14 protein-coding genes are annotated in these 15,701 nt (G+C 65.8%); all 14 read right to left on the bottom strand.

Features of this window, described 5'->3' with window-relative positions; translation table 11 throughout:
- Positions 1–15 precede the first annotated feature (15 nt).
- The 14 genes from ACTJKX_RS08605 to ACTJKX_RS08540 are packed head-to-tail and all read right to left on the bottom strand — an operon-like array spanning position 16 to position 15,688.
- Positions 16–789 (bottom strand): glycosyltransferase family 2 protein, encoded by a 774-nt coding sequence (locus tag ACTJKX_RS08605; protein ID WP_440725001.1) that lies wholly within the window; start codon positions 787–789, stop codon positions 16–18.
- Positions 782–1,972 carry a glycosyltransferase gene (locus tag ACTJKX_RS08600; RefSeq protein ID WP_440725000.1) on the bottom strand — a complete coding sequence of 397 codons (1,191 nt, stop codon included), beginning with the start codon at positions 1,970–1,972 and terminating at the stop codon, positions 782–784. Before ACTJKX_RS08600 ends, ACTJKX_RS08605 begins: the two co-directional genes overlap by 8 nt.
- On the bottom strand, positions 1,969–2,916 hold the full coding sequence (locus ACTJKX_RS08595; RefSeq protein WP_440724999.1) for an exostosin domain-containing protein: 948 nt from the start codon (positions 2,914–2,916) through the stop codon (positions 1,969–1,971). The genes ACTJKX_RS08600 and ACTJKX_RS08595 overlap by 4 nt, the downstream gene beginning before the upstream one ends.
- An 18-nt stretch (positions 2,917–2,934) precedes the next feature.
- A complete protein-coding gene (locus ACTJKX_RS08590) occupies positions 2,935–4,371 on the bottom strand; it encodes a hypothetical protein (RefSeq protein ID WP_440724998.1) in 1,437 nt (478 codons plus the stop codon).
- A complete protein-coding gene (locus tag ACTJKX_RS08585; protein WP_440724997.1) occupies positions 4,371–5,561 on the bottom strand; it encodes a glycosyltransferase in 1,191 nt (396 codons plus the stop codon). Before ACTJKX_RS08585 ends, ACTJKX_RS08590 begins: the two co-directional genes overlap by 1 nt.
- Positions 5,562–5,563: 2 nt before the next feature.
- Complete coding sequence (locus ACTJKX_RS08580) at positions 5,564–6,847, bottom strand: glycosyltransferase (protein WP_440724996.1); 1,284 nt, start codon at positions 6,845–6,847, stop codon at positions 5,564–5,566.
- Positions 6,844–8,106 carry a hypothetical protein gene (locus ACTJKX_RS08575; protein ID WP_440724995.1) on the bottom strand — a complete coding sequence of 421 codons (1,263 nt, stop codon included), beginning with the start codon at positions 8,104–8,106 and terminating at the stop codon, positions 6,844–6,846. The genes ACTJKX_RS08580 and ACTJKX_RS08575 overlap by 4 nt, the downstream gene beginning before the upstream one ends.
- Positions 8,103–9,392, bottom strand: coding sequence for a glycosyltransferase family 4 protein (locus ACTJKX_RS08570; protein WP_440724994.1), 1,290 nt, complete (start codon positions 9,390–9,392; stop codon positions 8,103–8,105). The genes ACTJKX_RS08575 and ACTJKX_RS08570 overlap by 4 nt, the downstream gene beginning before the upstream one ends.
- Positions 9,389–10,429, bottom strand: coding sequence for a glycosyltransferase family 4 protein (locus tag ACTJKX_RS08565; protein WP_440724993.1), 1,041 nt, complete (start codon positions 10,427–10,429; stop codon positions 9,389–9,391). The genes ACTJKX_RS08570 and ACTJKX_RS08565 overlap by 4 nt, the downstream gene beginning before the upstream one ends.
- The gene (locus tag ACTJKX_RS08560; RefSeq protein WP_440724992.1) at positions 10,426–11,802 is read right to left on the bottom strand and encodes a glycosyltransferase; all 1,377 of its coding nucleotides are present in this window, start codon (positions 11,800–11,802) and stop codon (positions 10,426–10,428) included. The genes ACTJKX_RS08565 and ACTJKX_RS08560 overlap by 4 nt, the downstream gene beginning before the upstream one ends.
- Positions 11,799–12,734 carry a glycosyltransferase family 2 protein gene (locus tag ACTJKX_RS08555; protein ID WP_440724991.1) on the bottom strand — a complete coding sequence of 312 codons (936 nt, stop codon included), beginning with the start codon at positions 12,732–12,734 and terminating at the stop codon, positions 11,799–11,801. Before ACTJKX_RS08555 ends, ACTJKX_RS08560 begins: the two co-directional genes overlap by 4 nt.
- Before the next feature lies 1 nt (position 12,735).
- The gene (locus ACTJKX_RS08550; RefSeq protein WP_415085687.1) at positions 12,736–13,623 is read right to left on the bottom strand and encodes a glycosyltransferase family 2 protein; all 888 of its coding nucleotides are present in this window, start codon (positions 13,621–13,623) and stop codon (positions 12,736–12,738) included.
- A gap of 5 nt (positions 13,624–13,628) precedes the next feature.
- Positions 13,629–14,465 (bottom strand): FkbM family methyltransferase, encoded by an 837-nt coding sequence (locus tag ACTJKX_RS08545; RefSeq protein WP_440724990.1) that lies wholly within the window; start codon positions 14,463–14,465, stop codon positions 13,629–13,631.
- Positions 14,462–15,688: an ABC transporter ATP-binding protein gene (locus tag ACTJKX_RS08540; protein WP_440724989.1), complete on the bottom strand. Its 1,227-nt coding sequence runs from the start codon at positions 15,686–15,688 to the stop codon at positions 14,462–14,464. The genes ACTJKX_RS08545 and ACTJKX_RS08540 overlap by 4 nt, the downstream gene beginning before the upstream one ends.
- Positions 15,689–15,701: the final 13 nt, after the last annotated feature.

Here is a 15,701-nt window from a genome sequence, read left to right as displayed (position 1 = left end):
CCGGAACCCCTCCCGTCATTTTGCCAGGCGCCGATCGATCAGGGTCAAGGCAATCAGGCATTCGGCGATCAGGCGCTGCAGGGTGTAGTACCAGCCCGCCCAGCCGTCGAGAAACGCGCCCTTCCACAGCAAGGTATAGAAGAACACCAGAAGCGGGGCCGGCCATGCCTCCAGCCTGAGACGGTCGACCCGGCTCAGTGCCTCCTTCGGGCTGGCAAGCAGATGGTCCGCCTCGATCTGCGCATAGCGCTTTTGGGAATCGACCCATCTGAGAAGGGGCTTGCGGTCGTCGTGATAGAGGGGAGCGGCCAGGCTGCCGACCTCGCCGGCCACGGTCACGCGATGGCCATGGCCCTCGTCGCGATAGCGTGCCGCCTGCCGGCGATAGAGCACAATGCGGGCCGGATAGAGCGTCCCCCGCAGGGGCTTGCCATGGATGCGATAGATGAAGGCGGCCGAATAGCCCTGCGCGGTCCCTTCGCGGAGCGACTGGATTTCGCTAACGAGGCTCTCGCTCAATTCATAATCGGCGTCGAGCGAGAGCACCCAGGGGGTCTCGATGAGGCCCAGGCCGAAATTGCATTGGCTGGCGAAACTGTCGAAGGGGCGATGCACGACCTCGACATTGGCGTATCGGCCGGCGATCTCGAGGGTCTCGTCCGTGCTGCCACTATCCACCAGCAGGATGCGCGGCGCCCAGTCCAGCCTGTCGAGGCAACGCGCCAGATTGGGAGCCTCGTTGAAGCTCAGGACCAGAACCGTCGTCTGCGGCGCGATCAACTCAGACATGCACGGCTCTTCCGGCGAGGGCGGTTTGACCCGCCTGGGCGAGGATGGCCTCCTGGTAGACATCGAGCATGGCTGTTGCAATGCCCGGCCAGGAGAATTGCTCGCGTGCCGTCTTCTCGCCCGCCTGTCCCAGCCGCGCGGCAAGATCCGGGTCTGCCAGCAGTGAAGAAAGCGCTGCGCCAAGTGCCGCAGGAGTGCCTTCGACCACCAGGCCACAGCCGGCGCCGGTGACCACATCGGCCAGCCCGACTTCGGGGGTAACGACGACAGGGCGGGCACAGGCCATGGCCTCCAGGACGGCGTTGCCGAAATTCTCCGAATGGGAGGCCAGCGCGAAGGCAGCACAGTTGCGCAGCAGGGACCATTTCTTTTCGCCGTGCACGGGACCGACGAAGCGGATGCGGGCATCGAGGCCCAACGCTGTTGCTTGTGCCTTCAACCGGGCGGTTTCGCCCTCGTCGTCATTGCCGGCGATGACGAGATCGGCGTCGGGTACCAACCGCATGGCATCGATCAGGCGCTCGATGCCCTTCTTCCAGCTGATCCGCCCCAGAAAGAGGACATAGGGCCGGACGTAATCGGGCTGCATGAGGTCAGCACCGGCAGGCGGCATGTCGATGCCATTGGGCACCAGGGCGAAAGCCTGGGCCGGCAGTCCCAGCTTCTCGATTTCGAGGCGTTCGGATCGGCTGGTCACATGGACGGCCGCAGCCCCGGCGAGGTTAGCCCGGTCGAAGGCCTGTATCCAGGCCGATTTCAGCAGCCGGCTCTTGCGCTGGATCAGCGGGCCGACGAGCATGCCTCGTGGTGCCAGCAGATAGGGAACGCCGTTTCTCCCTGCGTGTCTTGCCGCGGCCGTGGTCGGCCACAGGAAAACGGAATGGAGATGAACGATGTCGAAGGAGCAGACGTGCTTTGCCAGGGCGCGGCCCATGGCGGGCGAGCGATAGAGACGCCGGCCCAGCCCGGCGGGGAAATAGTGGACATCCACCCCGTCGAGCTGCACCGGCCGATCGGTCGGGACCGGCAGGACACCGTTACCGTCGACATTGGTGGTGTAGACCTGCACGTCGCAGCCCTGGCCTGCCAATGCGCGGCACAGACCGTGCACGGCATGAATAGGCCCGCCATAGCGCAGCGCCGGCAGATAGGTCGGCACCACATGAAGGCAGCGCAGGGTCAAGACGTCAGCCCCGGCGCGGCGCGGAACCGCGTCTTGATCCGATGCGCCAGCGTATAGCCCTCGCGCCAGCCCAGTGCCTTCCAGGCACGTCCAGCCAGTGCGGCGGTGCCTGTTTCGTAGGGAAGCATGACCAGCATGGCGAGCAGGCGGTCGAAGAAGACATCAGGGGCGAAATGCGCCGCGAACACCTGGCGCGCGCGATCGCCCATGGCAGCGGCCTCCCCGTGCGCCTCACTCAGGATGTGCGGTATGTGCATGACATCTTTTTCGGCCACGAACAGGCTGAAGTCCCGCCACGGAATATCCGGCGGCGGCAGCCAGGCATCGGCGATGATCACCGGTGCGCGACCGAAGGCCATCGCCTCGAAAAGGCGGATGCTGGCGGCGCCGAAGCCGCGCGGACAAAGGGCGAATTGCGAGCCGAGCAGCAGCTCGCGATAGGTCCGGCGATAGTCGAAATCGGCGAAGCGGCCCGGTGCCGCCGCAAGATCGAGGCATGGCGTATCCGGGCTGTCGAGGGCCAGCAGACACTCTCGTATCGGATGCGTACCGGTCCGGCCCAGAAACGAGAAGAGATGGGCCGGCTCCTCCTGCGGCGGGGAGGCAGCCGGCATGGGGGCATCGGGGTCGGGCAGATAGCTCCAGCTCCGCGCCCAGGGCAGAGCCCTGGTGAGGGATGGATAGGCTCCTGGCAGCGCTGCATAGGGCCAGTCCGATTCCGAGAACAGGAAGTGCCTCGCCGCGGGGTGCGTCCCGATCTGGCGCCGCAAGTGCGGCAGGTCGGCAAGGCCGACATAGCCGCTGTCGAGGTACAAGACGATATCGGGGGTGTCGTCGCAAGCCGCGATCCGGAAGGCCGAGGGCGGATGCAGCGCTGCCAGCCTGCGGGCTTTCGAGAGAGCAGGGTTTTCCCGCAGAGCCGTGAGGAGAACGCAGGGGCGCATGGCGTCGCGTCCGTCTTGTCAGCGTCTTGCCGGCCTGGCTTCCAGCCAGACGCGCAGGCGTGGTGCCACCAGCCGGACGAACAGGGCGGTGAGAAGGACCGAAACCATCACGCCGCCAACCAGCTTCGCCAGGCTGACTTCCAAAAGGGCGGCCTGGGCCAGGATGGCGCAGGCCGAGGTGAAGCCAAGCAGTGGTCCGGCTCGCGCAGAGTGCACCAGCCAGCGGTAGATGCGACCATAGAGATAGCCGAAGACCAGGATGACGGCCATCATCGGCAAAGGGCCGAAATCGATGTAGAGTTCGGCCATGTAGCCGAGGCTGATCGAGGTGCCGCGATAGGTGCCCGACAGGCCGCCCGTGTAGTAGTTGGTGCGGCGCGTGTCGTCGACCTGGCTCTTATCGGCAAACAGGATGCGCGGCATGAAGGGGCGGCTCGCCGCATCCAGGAGGAGCGCCCCCTTCTCATGGGGGATGGTCTGCGGGACGCGGGCGAGAACCACCGCGAACAATTCGACATAGGAAATGCGATGGAGCATCTTCCCGGTCGCCTCCGACATCGAGGCGCCGTCGAGCCTGCCGAGGAGCTGGGCTATAGTGGCCAGCCGCTCGCCGAGGTCGAGCGTGACGGCCTGCGAGGCGGAGCCCCCGGAGGCGGCATTGCGATAGTCTTCCTTGATGGCCGTCCACAGGATCCCGCTGACGACGATCAGGCAGACCAGGATCGCCCCGCCCGCGATGTGAAGGCCGCGCAGGCGCGTTCCGGCCATGGCTGTGGCAAAGAGGGTGAAGAACATCACCGTCTTGAAATCGGAGAAATACCCGCCCGTGCTCATGGCCAGTTCGGCAAGAAAGACACAGGAAAACAAAGGGTTGCCTAGCTGATTTCGCACGAAGGATGCATAGGCGAACATCATGAAGAACGCCCATTTCAATCCGGCCAGGGCGAGGAGCGGCTGCGCAAGCCCGGGAATGAGCGCGGCAGCCTGGAGGGCGCCGACCGCGACGATCGAGGCCGCGAGATAGAGAAAGAACCAGGTGGCGAGCGGCCGGGCCAGCACCGCCTCCCGTGCCTGCCGGCTGGCAGCCCTGTCGGGCGGACCGCTGCCGAGCCGCATGCCCAGCGCCAGGAACAGCAGGCCGGCCAGGGTCAGCAGGATCGCTGACTTGTTGTCCCCGCCATAGATCGTATAGGCGCTGACGTCGATGCCGAGCCAATTGGCATGGAAGGCCGATATCGAGGCCTGCAGCCATTGATAGGCGAAGATGAACAACCCGATCGGCGGCTCGCCCGGCCGCCACAGCAGGGCGACGCCGGCCACGAGCACGACCAGGCTGAAGGTGGTGAGCAGGGCGTTCTCGGCGGGCAGGTTCAAAATGGCGAGCAGGACCGCGCCGACAATCACGGCCCCGGGCAGCGGGGCCGCCGAGCGTGGGGAGGTGGCCGATATCGGCATCAGGTCAGGGCTCCCGACGTCCTGCGCTGGGAGGGCGCCTTTTCGAGGCAGGACGATAGGGCAGCCTCGATGCCATCGACAGCGGCGCCTACGCTATAGCGGCGGACCAGCGACGCAAGGGCCTCCTTCGTTGCGAGCCCCGTCGGCAGATCGGCGAGGGCTCCGGCAAGCGCGCTGACGTTACCGGTCTCGAAGGTCCGTCCGGTGCGGGGATCGGCGACCAGGTCGGGGGCGCAGCCACATTGATCGGATACGATGATGGGTCGCCCGCAAGCCTGGGCTTCATTCGCCACGAGGCCCCAGGTTTCCTGCCCGGAGGAGGGCAACGCCAGCCCGTCGCAGGCGGCATAGAAAGCCGGCATTTCGGTCTGGTTGCGAAAACCGAGGAAATGCAGCCGTACTCCGAGCTCTGCGGCGCGCGTGAGCACCACCTCGCGCATCGGACCATCGCCGGCGATCATCACCTCGATCTCGCATCCTTTGCCGCGGCACAGCGCTGCCGCCTCGATGAGGTCGAGGGGACGCTTGCGTTCGACCAATTTGCCCGCAAACGCGATGGCCCGGCTGCCCTCGGCAATGGACAGGTTGGTGCGCAGGGTCTGGCGGGCCTCAGGCGTCGCCCGCGAGGCAAACCAGTCCGTGTCGACGCAATGGGGTGAAAAATGCAGCTGCTCGGCCGGATAGCCATAGTGGCGGTAATAGGCCAGGGAGTTCCGCCCGACATAGAGCGCCGCATCGAAGAAGCGCAGCAGGCGTGGATAGGCCGCCTGTTTGGCCCAGGCCTTCATGCGCCGGCGCGGTGTGAGCAGATGGCTGTCTCCTCGCACCAGCACGGGCAGGTTGAGGCGCCGGGCGGCGGCAATGCCCTGGAGATAGGATTTCAGCGCCCAGCCGCAGACGAGCAGGGCATCGAAACCGCCCTCCTGCAAGGCTTGGGCGATGGCGGGCGTATCGCAGCCGAAGAAATGATCCACGCCTGGGTTCCTGGCCTTGTTGGCAAGGAAGCGATGCGGGTAGCCGGTGGTGAGATCGATGTCCCAGTCGAACGCCATCCCGAAGCCGGCGTCGGCCTGCTGCCGGGGCGTGGGATTGTGCGCGAAAAAGACCTCCAGCTCCATGTGCCTGGCGAGCTCCCGGAAAATCGGCGCCTGGTACTGGATCGGATGGGAGGTGAGGATCGCCAGGCGCATGATCAGAGCAGCCCGTCGAAAATCGCGCCATAGCGGCCGGCGATCGCCCGGGCCGAGAAGGGCTCCAGGAGATCCTGCCGGGCCTGACCAAGGCTGGTGGGCTCGAGGGCCAGGCGCTCCAATCCGGTGGCGATGTCCCGCGGCAGGCCTCCCAGGTCGCTCGCGTCGGCAAAGGAGAAATTGATGCCTCCGCCGGTTGCCGTGAGAAGGGCGTGGGCGCTGGATTGGCGATGAAACAGCGAAAGATAGGGACGCCGCGTCAGCAAGGCGGGATAGATCTTGGAGGCGGTGTAATGGGCTTCATCCGAGCCGACCAACAGGAGGCCCTGGGACTCAGCCATCAGTTGCAGCGCTTCGGCATAGGCAAGACGCTGGGGAGTCTCGACCACGAGATCGGCGACGCCTTCTGCTTCGGCAAGCGGACGGATGGAGAACGTATCGCAGCCCTTGGCCTGATTGCTGGTGCCGATGAAATGCAGACGCAAGCGCGCGGCAAGCTGCGGCTGACGTGCCCTCACCGTGGCAAGGCCTTTCAGAAGGATGCGGAAAAGCTCCTGCGAGCGTGGCAGTGCCGTACCGACATAACTCAGATTGATCATCGCCGGCTCAAGCCGGCTCGGGCGGGTGCCCGGCATGGCCCGGAGGAGGTCGAGATCGCCGGGATCTCCGCCGATCGGCAGCGCTGCCATGCGCGAGGCGTCGAGCCAGGAATGGCGCGCGGCCAGTTCCTCGTTCTGGCGTGCGGAGACCGATGTCACGAAGCGGGCCTTGCGCAAAGCCGGCCCTTCGAGGCGAAGCGCGAGTTGGTGGGATAGCCCGGCCTTGCTCAATGGTTTCTGGTCCCCGCCCCACGCCGAAACCCAGGGGTCCTGGAAATCGAGCACCACGGGCACGCCGAATTTCGGCTCGATCCAGCGCGACATCAGCATTGGGTAGAACGGCGATCCCGTGATCAGCACGGCATCGACCCGCCTGGACGAGAGCAATTTCGCCGCGCGGCTGGAAAGGGCCGGCCAAGCCCGCAGGCTGAGATCCCCGACGCCGAAACGGCGTGTCATTCGGGCTTGCAGGGCGGGAACCTTGACGATCTCCAGCCCCGGCGAGACCAGACTGCCGAGCAGGGGATCGGGTTCCTGCTCGTAGAAGCTGTCGTCCACGCAGAGGACGACAGGGGTCCAGCCCGCTGCCGGCAGGTGATTGGCCAGATGCCGGGCCCGATGCACGCAGGCCAGATTGGACGGCGGGAAATAGGGGGAGACGATCAGGACGGTGCGCGGAAGGGTCATGCCCGCCTCCACGACGAACCGTCCAGGGCTTGACGGGCCAGATCGACCACGATCGCGCCTTCCCGCTCCCAATTATAGGTTTTCTGCGCAAGACCGAACGCGCATGCCCGCGCTTGCGCCAAGCGTGCTGGATCCTGCAGCAGGCCGTCGAGGCTGGCTGCCAGGCTCACGGCATCGCCAGCTGTGAAAAGTGCGGTGGCAAGCGGATGCAAGCCGGCGAACGCCCGCTGAGCCGGCGTATCCGAGAGAACAGCGGGGAGCCCGGCCATGAGATAGGTGAACAGCTTGTTGGAGAGGGCGAAGGCGTTGTTGGCCGTGTGCCCCGGTTCAGCGCACAGGCCGAGATCATGGTTGGCGGCCAGCCTGACGAGTTCGCCGGGAAGCGCGGAGGGCAGGAAATGCAGGCGCTCCGGCACGCCCTCCCGTTGCGCAAGGCTCCGCAATTGGCCTGCATAGGGCGCATCCACATGGCCGCGCAGATAGAGGTGCGGTTTTGAAGCGGCCCTCGCAATGGCCTTGATGGCACATTCGAGGCCGCGATCGGGGCCGATGACCTGCGAGAACCAGTAGAGCGAGGGCCCCGGATCGGCCGTGCCCTTGGCGGTTGGGCGATCCGGGGCCTGCGACAGCGGAAAGCTGTTCAGCACGACATGCGGGAGGGGTAGCGCATAGGCCTGCGCATAGGCGCGTACAATCTCGGGCGAGGCGGCGGTCATATAACGGCATCCCGGCAAGGCGGCCGCCTCGATGGCGCGCAGATGCGAGCGGTTCGGCTCTGCTGCCGGGCCGTCTGGCCATTCGCCGAGATGGAAATCCTCGGCGTCATAGGCATAGCCTGCTCCGAAGCGGCTGGCGGCGGCCCTGGCTGCCGGCAGGGCCGGGGGATAATGGGCGATGTAGAGATCGGCCGCGATGCGGCTGGCTGCGGCCATCAGGACGGGTGTGAACACGCTGAAGGCCCGGGAGCCGAAAAGGCGCCTGCCGCTCGCGGCGTGTGCAGCCCCCGCGAGTTCCTGGCCGAGCCGGCGCAGGCGCCAGCCAGCCCGCGAGCGCAGGTCGAGGCGCTCGATCCGGAATGGTGCCTGGCGCAGGATGGATTGGTCGCGTGGTTCCACGCCCTCCAGCATACGGGTGGCGACGACGGTGACGGTAAAGCCGGCCTCGTGCAGGGCATGCGCTTCCTTGACCACGCGCGGATTGGATCCGAGCTGGCCCGGGGTGAGGATGCAGATATGCGATCCCGGGCGCGGGTTCGTCATGTCCGCTCCATCTGCGGCATCGGGGAACCTTGGTCGGAACTGCCCAGGCGCTCCCTGAGCCCTTCAGCCAGGGCAGTGCGATAAGCCGGCCATTGATGCCGGCGGGCCGTCTCGAGCGCGCCGATCCGCATGGCCTGCAAGCGCTGGCGGTTGTCAAGGCACCAGGCAAGGGCCTCGGTCAAGGCCTCTGCATCGGCTGAGGGAATGACGAGCCCGTTCTCGGGCGTGACCAGGTCGGCCGCGCCCGTCATGTCGGTGACGATCACCGGCAGGCCATGCGCCATGGCCTCGGCCACGACCATGCCGAAACCGTCGGCAAGGCTTGGAAACACCAGGATATCGGCCTGTTGGAAGGCCTGGAACAGTTCGGCGCGCGGCCGGGCTCCATGAAAGCGGATGGTGTCATCCGCCGGGGCGAGAAGGTCGGCGGGCAGCCCGATCCGGCCATAGATATCCAGCCTGGCATGATCAGCGGCCGGCAGTCGGCGCCAGGCCTCGAGCAGATAGGGCACGCCCTTGCCCAGGGTGACATTGCCGGCATAGACCACACGCAGGGCCTGCGCATCGTTCCTGCGTGGGGGCGGCTCGCGATCGAGCACCGGGGGAGCGCCGAGGGGGACGACCAGGATCTTGGCCGGATCCGCGCCCTCGGCGATGTGGGAGCGGGCGGTGAGAGCCGAGTTGGTGACGATGAGATCGGCGAGCCCGATCTCCGCGTCACGCCGTGCCTGCCTGCGGGCAAAGCGATCCGAGAAATAGGCGGCATGGGCATCGTCGAGCTGCTTCCACCGGGCCAGTTCACGCCGCCGGATCCTCTCGAATTGCCGGCTGCTTAGCGAGGGCAGGTGCAGGACGCGCGCTGCTTGTTCCCGTGCGGCGCGCTGGAAGCTCGCCAGTGCCGTATATTCGAAGGCATGGATGGCGTCGGCCCCAGGCACATGGCGGCTGGCGACGGCGTCATCGAAGTGATGGCTCATCCGGTCCCAGATGCGGTCGACGGTCACTGGCCCTGCGCCGCCCTTGGCCACGACGCTGCGCAAGATTTCCCAGGCCGGATAGGCCTGCACGAGGCTGTGCGGAACCGTCTCGATCGAACGGCGCAACAATTGTTCTCTTAGCGCCGCAGCCTGGCGCGACGGCAGGGTGCGCAGCAGGCGATCGCCCCAGCCCTGCGTGGAATAGTGGAAACCGGTCACGAAGGTCTTCAGCCAACCCTGTTCATGCAGGGCCAGGGCGATCTGCTGGGCATGCAGCATGGTGCCGGGATAGCTCAGCACCGACCTCATGCGGCAGCCCTCGAACCCCGTCCCGCGATCATGGCCTCGTAGATCTCTAAATAGCGATCGGTGACCGCATCCTCGCTATAGAACGTCTCGACCCGCTGCCGGCACGCGGCTCGTTCGATCCTCTCGAGTTCGGCGACTGCCGCCGCCATTTCCTCTACGGTGTCGACGACATAGCCGGTGCGGCCATGCTCGACCACTTCGGGAACGGCGCCACGACCGAAGCCGATGACCGGCGTGCCGCAAGCCATTGCCTCCGCCATCACGATGCCGAAGGGCTCTTCCCACAGGATGGGCATCAGCAGGGCTGCGGCGCCACCGAGCAATTGGTTCTTCTGCCGGTCGTCGACGGGCCCGACATAGTCGATATCGCCGTCATGCAGATGGAGCGCGACATGGGCCTCGAACCAGGCCCGGTGCTCGGCAGCCAGATTGCCGGCGATGACCAGCCGCCGACCGGCCAGCCGCGCCGCTGCGATGGCAAGGTGCGGCCCCTTGATTTCTTCCACACGCCCCAGGAACACCAGCGGCGCATCGACCGGTATCTGCTCCCGGAGGGTATAGGTCTCGCTCGGCACGCCATTGGGAACGATGTGCCAGGCGCCGATATGCCTGACATGGCGCACCATATGCTCGCTGATAGCCGAGAATTGCAGCGTGCCGCGCGACAGGCGCTGCGCCAGCCCGGTGGTGCGCGGACTGATCTCGCGCTGGTAGGTCATCAGCTTGGGGATCGCGCGCGGCAGGAGCGGCGCCAGATAGGCCAGTCGGGAGAAGCTGTGGATGATGTCGAAACGCTGGCCGGCGATCGCCCTCGCCAGTTCGCCGGCATTCCTGACCGTGTCGAAGCGCGAAAGGCTGCTCGCGCCGGGCCAGGCCCGCTTTGGGACGGCGCATTGCGAGGACGGGTGCGCGAACAGGGTCAAGTCGTGGCCGCGTGCCACCAGGCGGCGTGCCAGCATGTCGACCACGCGTTCGATGCCGCCATAGAATTGCGGCGGCACCGGCAGCTCGGGATCGCAGGTCAGGGCAATCCTCATGGCGTGATCCTCGCGAGCCGGCTTTCCGGGGCGAGGGCGGGCGGCAGCGACCGGTAGAGGCCGATCATGTCGTCGGCGACATCGGCCTGGCTGCGCAAGAGGCCCTGGAATTTCGGCAGGGGGCCCTCAGATTTGCGAGCCACCAGCCGCTCGATCGCCTTGGCCCAGCCCGGCACGGAGCCGGGCCGGAGCAATTCGCCGGCCTTCGTCCCGGCCATAAGCTCGGCGATGCCGCCGAGATCCGATCCCAGCACGTAGAGGCCGGCCGCCTGCGCTTCCAGCACGACCAGCGGACCGGTCTCCAGCCAGAGCGAGGGCACGACGAGAACATCGTGCGCGGCCAGGGTCTCGGCGATCTCCGAATGAGGCCGGGGCGGGTGGAACCGGATGCGCCGATCGCCCGCGGCCAGGGCTCGCACTTCAGCCTCATAGCCATCGTCCTCAGCGGCGCCGATGGCGTAGATGGAAAGTTCGACTGGCATCTTCTCCGGCAGGCTGCGGAGGGCGGCGACTGCGACATGAATACCCTTGGCCCGGTCCCATCGCCCGAGATAGACGAGCCGCAGCCTGGTGTCCTCCGATCTCTTTCGAGCCGCAGCTTGCCCGGCCTCCGCCAGATAGGACGCCGCGAGGCCATGGCGGCTGAGCGCGAGTTTGTCGGGCGGCGCGCCATTGCGCGTCAGCGTGTCGGCGAGCCATTGGCAGACGGCGACAAGCCGGTCGCTCAGCTCGAAGGCTTCGTCCAGCTCCTGCGCTTTCCCGAGGGCGAGTGCCCTTGCCGAAAGCGCGGTGGCAAGCCGCGTGCGACCCTGCCAGGCGCTGGCGGCAAGGGCGCGGGGCAGCCGGCCGATCGCCCAGGCGACCGCGCGGGGCGCGCCGCGGCTCTCGGCCCAGCAGGCGCCGCAGCGGATCTCCTCAACCATGCCGTCGCAAGGGACCTCTCCGAAATGCAGCAAGGTGCCACGCAGGCATACGGTCCCGGCGACATGGAAGGTCAGGACGGTTCTCAGTCCCTGTGCCCGGGCGGCGCGCAGATGGTCGAGGCCACAACCCGTCGTCCAGGAGTGCTGGTGATAGATGGCGTGAGGGTTCTGCCGAAGAAGGGCTTCGAAATGGTCGAACCGGCCGTGCCTGCGCGTGCCTGGTCCCGGCTGTCTCGCCTCGGGCAACTCGACCGGATAGGTCCATACCGTCGTGCCGCGATGCTCGTAGCGATCCGGCGCCCCGGCTGCCCGTGGCACCAGCACGGCGCATGTCAGGCCCTTGAGGGAGAGTTCCTGCACCAGCCCTTCCAGATAGACCTCGGTACCGCCGAGATCGTAGGGCGGGTACCAGGCGGTCGCCATGACGACATCGGCCGGCGCCTCGTTCATGGCCGACCCATCATGGACAGCAGGCCGTGCGCGGCGCGCAGCCCCAGCAGGCGGGCGAGCGGCGTTGCGATACGCGCATGTCGCGATTGGCGCGGGCCGAGTGTGCGTCCAGCGGCACTCGCCTCGAAAAAGTCCTTGTCCGCGCAGCGCAGCAGGCCACGGCCGGCATTGTCGTAGAGGTCGCGCAGCGTGGCGATGCGATCGGAAGTCAGGGTGCCGCGCTCGCGCCATAGGGCTTCGATCTGCCGGCCGTTGCGGAGCACGTCGCGCCAGAACCGCGCGGGATCGCTCCGCGACAGGCTTTGTGCCGCGATGCGGTAGTGGGCGCCGATATGGGCACTGGGCACGAAGCGCGCACCGTGAAAGGCTGCATCGAACATAAAGCGGGCGTCCTGGATCACCGGCAGATCGGGGCGAAAGCCGCCGATCGTCTCGACCAGTTCTCGCCGATAGAGCAGGGCGCCGGTGGTGATCCAGACGTGGCTAGCGATCGCTCTTTCCGCATCCTGCCGCAGCGCCGGCCAGTCGATGCCGCGGATTTGCGAGAGGATGGGAGCACCCTGCTCGCCCGTGCTGAACTCCTGATAGTAGCAGGCGACCACATCGGCGTTCTCCGCCACGGCAAGGCGCCGTTCGATCGTGCCCGGCGTGAGCAGGTCGTCCGCATCGAGGAAGAGCAGCCATTCCGAGCGGGTTTCGGCGATGCCGCGATTGCGCGCCGCCGAGACGCCGCGATTGGGGCCCTCGATGACGCGATCGGCCGGCAGATAGCGCCGGGCGATCTCGGCCGAACCGTCGGTCGAACCATCGTCGATGACCACGAGTTCGGCGAGGCCGGGCTGGCCGATGGCACTTTCGAGCGTTTGCGCCAAGGTGAGGCCGGCATTGTAGCAGGGGATGACGACGGCAACGCCTGGCAGGAACGGCGGCATGTCAGCAAGGCTTCCCGGCGGTGTCGGGTCGACGGATAAGAAGAGGCGGCCGCGCGGCATAGATTACGGCCGCAGGAAGCGAAAGCCCCAGGGTCAGGGCCCTTGCAAGAGGGGTACCGCCGCGCAGATAGCCCGGATGTCGCGCTTCGCTCGCAATCACCCGCAGCAAAGCCAGCAAGACGCCCGGCCAGCTACGGCCGGTCTTGCGGCGGAAATAGGCCGTCTGCCGCATCAGGCGCGCGGCTGCCTCCATCAGCGAGCGGCGATACCAGGTGCCGTTTTCCTGCCGGTTGTGATGCTGAGCCTGCAGATCGGGGTGACGGACGAGGCGCAACCCCTGTTGCTTGAGGCGGTGGGAGAATTCGGCATCCTCGAAATTGCGGTCGAGGCGCTCGTCGAAGCCGCCCGCCGCCATGAAATCCTGTTTGTGCATGGCCAGCGCGCAGGTGGGCAGAAAGATCAATGGATCACCATCGCGCCCGTTCAAAGGGTTGCCATCCGCGCGCCCTATCGCGCCCTGCTGAGGCCAAGTCGCGCCCCACGCTGCCTGAGGCTTCTCGCGCATCAGCGAGAGCAGGCGTGGAATGTAGGATCTTTCGAGTTCCATATCGTCATCCAGGAACAGCAGGATATCGCAGGACGCTGCATTCGCGCCGATATTTCGGGCCCTGGAAACATTGGCCTGAGCAAGACTGATGAAGCGCAGGCAAGCGAAATGCTCCGAAAAGCCCTGCAACTTCGAAAGGTCGGCGCCGGGCGTCTGGTCGACGATGGCTACGTCGAGATCGCAGGCCTGGTCGATCACCGATAATTTCGCGAGCAGGCTGGGCAGCCGCTCGACACGCCGGAAGGTCGGCACCACCACGGAGACGAGTGCCGGCGAAGACATCTGCTTCAAGCGGATATCCGTCGCGCCCACAGATTCTCCTCTGGAACGTCCTGTTCGGGCGAATAGCGAACCCCGTCGATTGTCAGCAGTTCGTAGCCGAAATCAGAAAAATACGCTGTGAGGTGGCTGGCCGCGATCGCATAGTCAAAGCGGGAGGGAAGGTACTCGAACAGGATATGCCGCGGCCGAAGGACGGAATTGCGGAACATGTCGTCGATGATGGCAAGATCATAGCCCTCGATATCGATCTTCATCACGGCGGCGGCCGCGATATCCAAGCGGTCGGCGAGTTCAGCGATCGTGACGGCCATGGTGAGGAGGCGCCGCGTTTCATCCGGTCTTCTGGGCCTCATGGTGCCAAGCGCTCCTGCTTCCGGAAGGCCGAACTCGATGAAGCCGGTCGCATCGGCAAGTGGTGAGGTTACCGGCAAGACCCGATCCTCGACCTTGCTCAGCCGGATATTGTCGAGAAGCCGGAAGCAAACCCCGGGGTGGGGCTCGATGGCGATCACACGTCCGGTCGGTCCCGCCATGCGTGCGGCGGCAATACTGTATTGGCCGATATTGGCGCCGAGGTCGATCACCGTTTCCCCGCTCCCGATGAGGGATTGAAACAGAGCCAGGCTTTTGGGTTCGTAGGAGCCGTGCAAGAACATGGCATGCTGCACGTAGTCGACAAGGTCCAGCTTGAACGTCCCGAAGGCCAAGCGGGCGATGACATGGCGAAAGGGCCGGCTGGCGCGCAGCCAGTCGTAAAGCCGAAGCTTCATGGGATGGTCCGGCATGTGCCAATAGCGGCGCAGAAGCCGGGCGTGCAGCGGCAGGGATGATGCCGCGGTCATTCCTGCCTTTCAAAGGTGATCGGCACGGCCACGCATCCGCGTTCATAGGATTGCTGGAAATCGAAGCCCGCACGCCCCGGATCGGATTGCACGACATCGAAGCAGATGGGCTGGGACAGGCGATGAAACTCCTCGACCCAAGGCTTGGACAGCCACAGATGCAGCTCGTAGCTTCCCCGTGCCAGCGGCAGGGCGCCAATCTCCAGGAACACGCGATTGGTGCCGGGGTAAATGTCGAATTCCTGGCCATGCATTGGTGCTGTCGATGAATAGATCAGCTTGCGCCCCAATCCGTCATGGATTTCGATTTCGATCGCCGCGCGCCGCCGATCCGGGGATTGAATCATGCAGGTGACCGCGAGCTTCTCGCCGAACAGGATCTGGTTGGCGGCCAGGGTTGCTCTGGCGATATGCGGCCCCAAGGGTGGCCGGTCCTCGACCACCACACCATCGTCGGCCCGGAAAAGAGCGGAATAGCGCGCAATGGTCTCTGCAGCGGCGCCGTGGTGAAGAATGCGCCCACCGTCAAGCAGGATGGCATTCTGACATAGGACGCCGATGGCGCTGAGATTGTGGCTGACGAGGAGAACCGTCCGGCCCTGGCCCGCGATCTCGTTCATCTTGCCAAGGCATTTCTTCTGGAATTCCGCATCACCGACGGCGAGGACCTCGTCCACGATCAGGATTTCCGGCTCGAGATGCGCCGCAACGGCGAAGGCCAGGCGCGTATACATGCCGCTGGAATAGTGTTTGATCGGCGTATCGATGAATTTCTCCACCTCGGAAAAGGCGACAATCCGATCGAATTTGCGGGCGACCTCACTGCTGGTCATGCCGATGATGGCGCCGTTCAGCCGGATATTCTCCCGTCCCGTCAGCTCGGGATGAAAGCCGGTGCCAACTTCCAGGAGACTGGCAATCCGGCCTCTTACTTCGATACGGCCCGTCGTCGGTGCCGTAATGCGCGAGAGGATCTTGAGCAGCGTGGATTTTCCGGCCCCGTTCCGCCCGATGATCCCCATCACCTCGCCGGGATGCACGTCGAATGAGACATCGGACAGGGCAAGGAAGCGGTCGTCCTCGATGGCCGACCTTGCCGAGGGACGAAAACGCCCGGTGACGATGCCGACCAGTGTCTCCCGAAAGGTACGCAGGGACGGATTGTGACCGCCCCTGACATATTCCTTGCTGACCCCGCGGGCGCGGATGCTCGGCGCACTCATCGTGAACGAGCTC

Origin of the sequence: Labrys sp. 22185 (assembly GCF_052045555.1) — a bacterium.
GTDB classification, from domain to species: Bacteria; Pseudomonadota; Alphaproteobacteria; order Rhizobiales; family Labraceae; genus Labrys; species Labrys neptuniae.
Note: the sequence above shows the minus strand (reverse complement) of the source record. Positions and strands in the feature narration are given on the sequence as shown.